Origin of the sequence: Desulfitobacterium sp. (genome assembly GCF_035539115.1) — a bacterium.
GTDB lineage: Bacteria > Bacillota > Desulfitobacteriia > Desulfitobacteriales > Desulfitobacteriaceae > Desulfitobacterium_A.
Window position 1 is genome coordinate 37,816 of record NZ_DATLJA010000032.1, and the last position, 6,167, is coordinate 43,982.

At 44.2% G+C, this 6,167-nt stretch carries 4 protein-coding genes; 2 read left to right on the forward strand and 2 right to left on the reverse strand.

What is annotated here, in order from left to right:
- Positions 1 to 14 precede the first annotated feature (14 nt).
- On the forward strand, positions 15 to 2,198 hold the full coding sequence (locus VM640_RS06250) for a DNA topoisomerase III (protein WP_325390564.1): 2,184 nt from the start codon (positions 15 to 17) through the stop codon (positions 2,196 to 2,198).
- Positions 2,199 to 2,224: 26 nt separating this feature from the next.
- On the opposite strand, the gene VM640_RS06255 is transcribed toward VM640_RS06250, so the two are convergent.
- Positions 2,225 to 4,135, reverse strand: a complete 1,911-nt coding sequence (locus VM640_RS06255; protein WP_325390565.1) for a beta-N-acetylhexosaminidase — start codon at positions 4,133 to 4,135, stop codon at positions 2,225 to 2,227.
- 240 nt (positions 4,136 to 4,375) lie between these two features.
- Between VM640_RS06255 and VM640_RS06260 the strand changes: the two genes are divergently transcribed.
- On the forward strand, positions 4,376 to 5,236 hold the full coding sequence (locus VM640_RS06260; RefSeq protein WP_325390566.1) for a nuclease-related domain-containing protein: 861 nt from the start codon (positions 4,376 to 4,378) through the stop codon (positions 5,234 to 5,236).
- A 79-nt stretch (positions 5,237 to 5,315) separates the two neighbouring features.
- Here the strand turns inward: VM640_RS06260 and VM640_RS06265 are convergent, their stop codons facing one another.
- The gene (locus tag VM640_RS06265; RefSeq protein WP_325390567.1) at positions 5,316 to 5,900 is read right to left on the reverse strand and encodes a flavodoxin family protein; all 585 of its coding nucleotides are present in this window, start codon (positions 5,898 to 5,900) and stop codon (positions 5,316 to 5,318) included.
- Positions 5,901 to 6,167 lie beyond the last annotated feature (267 nt).

The window sequence follows — 6,167 nt, forward strand, 5'->3', positions numbered from 1 at the left end:
ACAGGAGAGCACCGATGAAAAAAAGTTTAGTTCTTGCCGAAAAACCTTCAGTTGCCCGAGAAATTGCTAGAGTCTTAGGTTGCAACCAAAAAGGGAATGGCTGTCTTATCGGTTCCCAATTTATCGTAACCTGGGCCCTCGGACATTTAGTAACCTTAGCCGATCCGGAGGCCTATGGCGATCGTTATAAAACCTGGAGACTCGATGACCTTCCCATGCTTCCTCAAAAGATGGAATTAGTCGTCATCAAAGAAACCTCCAAACAGTTTGGTGCTGTGAAGCAGCTCCTCAGACAGTCAGATATTGAGGAACTCATTATTGCAACCGATGCGGGACGAGAAGGAGAGCTCGTCGCACGCTGGATCCTCGCTAAAGCAGGCTGGCATAAACCAATTAAACGCTTATGGATTTCCTCCCAAACCGATAAAGCCATCAAGGAAGGTTTTAGAAACCTTAAACCGGGTCAGAACTACGAGTCCCTCTATGCTGCTGCCGAATGCCGTGCCGAAGCGGATTGGTATGTAGGACTCAATGTGACGCGCGCCCTAACCTGCAAGTACAATGCTCAACTTTCTGCGGGAAGGGTTCAGACGCCTACCCTGGCCTTGATCGTGGAGCGGGAAAATGAGATCAAGAAATTTATACCGAAGGACTATTGGACTATTAATGCCCTCGCCAATGGATTTTCTCTGCGCTGGCAGGATAATAAGGGTCAGACTCGGATCTTCGATGCCCATAAAGCCGAACAACTCCTGACCAAAGTCAAGGCTCAAACAGGTCTTATCCTTGACGTTAAAAAAGAAGGAAAAAAGGAGCTTCCACCTTTGGCCTATGATTTAACGGAACTCCAAAGAGACGCGAATCGAAAATATGGGTACTCCGCCAAAAAGACCTCTTCGATTATGCAACAACTTTATGAGCGTTATAAAATTGTAACCTACCCGCGCACAGACTCGCGCCATCTCACCGACGATATTGTACCCACGCTTCCTGAACGCTTAAGGACGATTGCTATCGGACCTTATGCCAAATTAGCCCGCAGTATTTTGCAGAATAAAATCGTCACTACCAAACGCTTAGTGGATAATTCGAAGGTCAGCGATCACCATGCGATTATTCCGACCGAAGAACCAGTTTTCTTAGCCAAGCTCAGTCAGGAAGAGGCGAGAATTTATGACTTAATCGTGCGGCGCTTTCTGGCGGTGCTTTCACCGGCCTTTGAGTATGAACAGACCACCGTCAAAGTAGACATCGGGGGAGAAATCTTCACTGCTAAGGGCAAAATTATGAAGCAAAAAGGTTGGCGCAACGCTTACGACGATCGAGACCCAGGCGAGGAAGAAGAGGACCACGAGGAAGCTGAGCAGACCCTGCCCGACCTTAAAGTGAAAGGACGCCTTAATCTGCTCTCCGTTAAATCTCTACCTGGCAAAACCAAACCACCCAAGCGCTACACCGAAGCCACACTCCTCTCAGCCATGGAACATCCCGGGCAAAAAATAGAGAATGAAGCCTTACGGGAAACCCTTGAGAAAACCAGTGGTCTGGGTACGCCGGCGACACGCGCTGACATTATCGAAAAGCTTTTTAATTCCTTCTATATGGAGAGACAGGGAAAAGAGATTCATCCGACCTCGAAAGGGATTCAACTCATCGGACTTGTTCCATCTGAGCTTAAGTCTGCTGAGTTGACCGCGAAATGGGAACAACAATTGAATGAAATCAGCAAAGGGCGCGCAAAGCGGCAGAATTTTATCCAGGGCATCACTGGATATGCGACGCACTTGGTCTCAGAAGTTATTGCGAGCAGTCTAATCTTCCATCATGATAACTTGACACACACCAAATGCCCCAATTGCGGAAAGTTTCTTTTACAGGTGAAGGGCAAGCGCGGGGAAATGCTCGTGTGCCAAGATCGAGAATGTGGTTACCGCCAAGGACTTTCTATTCACTCCAACGCTCGCTGCCCCGAATGTCATAAAAAGATGGAGCTTCGTGGGGAAGGAGAACATAAAGTCTTCACCTGTACCTGTGGTTACCGGGAAAAACTCTCCGCGTTTACTCAGCGGAAAGACCAAGAGGGAAGAGGTTCTGTTAATAAAAAAGAAGTCCAAAACTACCTGCAGAAACAGAAGGTAGACGCCCCCCTGAATACCGCCCTCGCTGATGCTCTTGCCAAATTGAAACTGGAAAAATAGGGGGCGCTTTTCTTATTTGATTTTTATCAATTACCGAACTTTTTCTCGTATTTTCTGAGGATGAAACAAATTTGCCCAAAAAATTCTTTTATTCGATGCAATTCGCTCTCGCGGCTTCCTGTCCTCCATACGTTGCAGTAATCCACCAGCCAGTATTCCAGCTTACCAGCCAGTTCATAGGGAGTGTCCAGCGGATGGACATCCTGCCCATACTCGTGTTCTTTAAGCACCAGCGCCAATTTCTGCATCAGGGCTACACCACGGGCAGCAAGATAATACTCTAACATTTCATCTTGACGGTCTGCATAGGAACCCATATTATTCTGTTTAAGGTCATTTAAGACTTCCGCACATCGGGTAACTGCTGTCTTGAGCTGATTCTCTGAAACCTGCATGATTTTTTCTTGAGTTTTTTCATACAGGGAGATTCCAAAATCAGTGTAGGTCTGATCGTACACCTTATAATCCCTGAAAAATGCCAGATCATTAAAAATGATGATATCTTGATGAGAGAGCTCACGCAGCAGGCCTACCAGATTTTTTCCAGGGTCTCCAAATTCAACCCAAGAAATAGCCTGATCTATGGTCCTAATATCCCTGTCGTCCTCCACGTTCCAGCCCTGTGCTGCCCCGTAAATCATGCCGGGAATGGCAAGAGACGGCATATTAATGTGACCACAATCTCCCCAGTCCGTATTTAAAAAGCCTAGGGCATGATACTGATTTCCTAACTTCGCCAGCTCCCTGATGTTGGTAAAACTCAAGTCATAATCATTTATCAATCGGCTATACCCGGATACACTAGGACATACATACTGTTTAAAGCCATTGTCAGAGAAAATTTTAATATTTTGTGCTTTAGCACCATAATCATAATACCAGTTGAGGCAGGTAACCTGTGCATTGAGTTGGCCCAGATGTTCGGGATGGCTCTTGAGAATATCCCCCCAAATCATGACCTCTTTTCCCTTGCTTTGAAGATATTCCACTAACTGGTTGACATAAAAAAGATACATCTCTCCGTAATCCATTTGCTGAGCCAGGGAAGCACTTTTTCCCTTGCCTAAATCATAGGTTTCATCGCAGCAAATATTTATTTTATTACTGCGAAACAAGGGCATGTATTGGTTAAGTATGCTTTTGATAAGAGTAAAGCTTTCGGGGTCGGACACATTGATGATGTGGTATCTCATGCGGTTATACCAAGTAAAAGTTTCCCCTGGACCGGTGTCCATTTCTCTGTATCTGCCAAAGGTCTCTGAACGGAGTAAATCATACAAATGTCCGAAGGTAGCGATGCAGGGTACAAGCTCAATGCCTCTTATATTGCAGTAACAATCCAACTCCAGAATGTCTTCCGGTGTCAAAGGATCAGTCTGCGACCAAATTTCCTCTAAGCCATCTAAGCGTAAACAGTTTTCCATATACAACTGAAGTTGGTTGATTTTATACAGCGCCAACCGATCGACCAGTGCTTTCAGGCTCTCCATAGTGGGTACCCTTCCGCGGCTAACATCAAGCATATAGCCTCTGTTGGCAAAGGAGGGTTCATCGTCAATATCTAAACAGCCAATTTCCCCACGAAATATTTTGAATAGCTGAATCAGCGTCGCTGCCCCATACAGGTAGCCGCGGTTGGAACAAGCGGTAATGGTAATTTTATGGGGTCTCACAGTCAGACGGTAGGCTTCCTTTTTACTATCCATAGTGTCATATTGAAAGCAAATGCAGTTTTCATCAAGATTTCCTGCACTTTGCAGCACTTTTTTAATGGGCAACGTAATGGCAATAACCTTTTTAATTTCCTGCTGTAACAGCCTTGCTGTTTCCAAACCATGATCATCCTGGGCCATATCTAACTCAATGGTAGTAGTGTGGTCTGTCAAAAATATTCCATCCTGTGCTGCAATCGTGCGTGGCAATGGTATCAAATTCATGCTAGTTCCTCATTTCTGATATTGTCATAATAGGTATACCTTATCCGTTATCAAAGTTCAATTGTTGGCATACAACTTTTCATCAAGGTGTTGTTTTGCTCGCAATTTTTCTATTTTAAGCATAATATAGAAAATAAGAGGGTTCTGAATCTACTTTTTGCAAAAAAAATTAGCAAATAAGGGACGCAGGGGACGTTGTAAAAGAACTGTCCCTAGTCTTTCCAAATAGGGGGGCATTCCTTGTTTTTTTGGAAAAGAAAAAGCGAAGTTGTAAATCCGGTTCCTGTGCCAGAAGTACTTCCACAGCTTCCCCAAAACCGGAAATATAGAACCAATTTCTATACCTTGAAGGGTTCAAAACATCGGGAATCACCTCGGTGTAAAAATCTAAGAAAAGGGGAAATCGGGGAATATAAAATTGAAGTTGGATTAGGGCAACTCCCCCGCTGCTATAAACTTTCGAGTAACCTATTATTCAAAACAGAGCAGGGTTTTGAACATATTGATCATCTTGTCATCTCTCCCTATGGCCTTTTTATTATTGAAGTCAATAACCTGTCGGGAATAATCCTCGGCGAGGAAACAGACCTGAACTGGCATCAGGCAATCACTTGGCGAGTAAAAACGTTCCCTAATCCTCTTTTCAAGAATCAAAACAGTATCGAAGTTCTCAGCAAGTGGGTCAATCTTGACGAGAAGCTCCCCATTTATTCCTTTGTGACGTTTAGTCGCCGCAGTGATTTGAAAGTGATTTCCGGGTCTGTCTTCTACGATACAGATATTCTGACCGTAATCCGCAAACGGACACAACAAGAAGTGTTGAGTGAAGCAGAGGTACTCGCAGTCTATAACAAAATTGGGAAGGCCAATATTCTGGACCCAAATATTCGGAACAAATATAGTGCTCGCCTACGCAAAGAAAGACTGCTGCAGAGACCCCAATATGGTGATATTCGTTGCCGAATCTGCCAAAAAGCTGTGTCTCAAAGGAGTGCACGCTACTGTATCACTCACCCTGATAAATTTGCCTGGCAAATTTATTGTGCGAAGCACCAAAAAGAGCTTACGCGCCTGCCGAGAGTCGATCAACGAAATCGATAAGAAAAGAGCAAGCCTCTCAAGAAAGATGAGAGGCTTGCTCTTTTCGCATATCGTCTTATACCGTTGTCAGTTACTCGTGCTACTCCGCGACCGGATCTGGATTAATCAGATTAACCAGCTTCGCAACGTTTTCTGAAAAACGGCGAATGGTCCGAATTCCTTCTTCATCCTCCCACACTTCACCTGGGGTTCGTCCAAAGACGATATTCCAGTAAGTGGAACCCGGTATAATCATATCATTCATCAGGTAAAACATTAACATTTCTTGAATTGAAGCTGTTTGTCCGCCCCTTCTGGCAACGGCGATCGGGCCACCCACTTTCCAAGAAAGAAAATGATCAGTGTTACCTGAGACCATGCCAATGCGTTGAAGTACAGACATCAGATCACCACGGGCAGTGCCAAAATAGACGGGTGATCCAACGATAAAGCCTTGAGCACTTCTTAACTTTTCGATAATCTCATTGACATCATCCTTAAGAATGCATTTTTTCAGTTCCGCACATTTTCCACAAGCGATGCAGGATTGTATTTTTCTTCCTGCTAAACTGAACAATTCAGCTTCAACACCCTGACTTTCGATAACCTTTAGGCATTCCTGCAAAACCTGAAAGGTATTTCCTTCAGGCCTAGGGCTTCCAGATAAAAGTAAAACTTTATTCACGGTCTGACACTCTCCTCCTAAAAATAGTTCTCGTACTCGCTTGCAGACACTGTCACTATTTATAATACGAACACGAAAACAAAAGGTCAAGCACACAAATAATAGCATTAATCTTGTATTCATTCTAACCCAAGTTTGGCGACAATTTATTCCAAACGCAGTAATATCAAGGCTTCTAGGGTTTGCCAACGAAAGTGTAGTCCCAAATTGGAAAATGACCTCTCCGAACTATTGATTTTACTGGGCTAAAGGGGTTCTGTTTTTGAT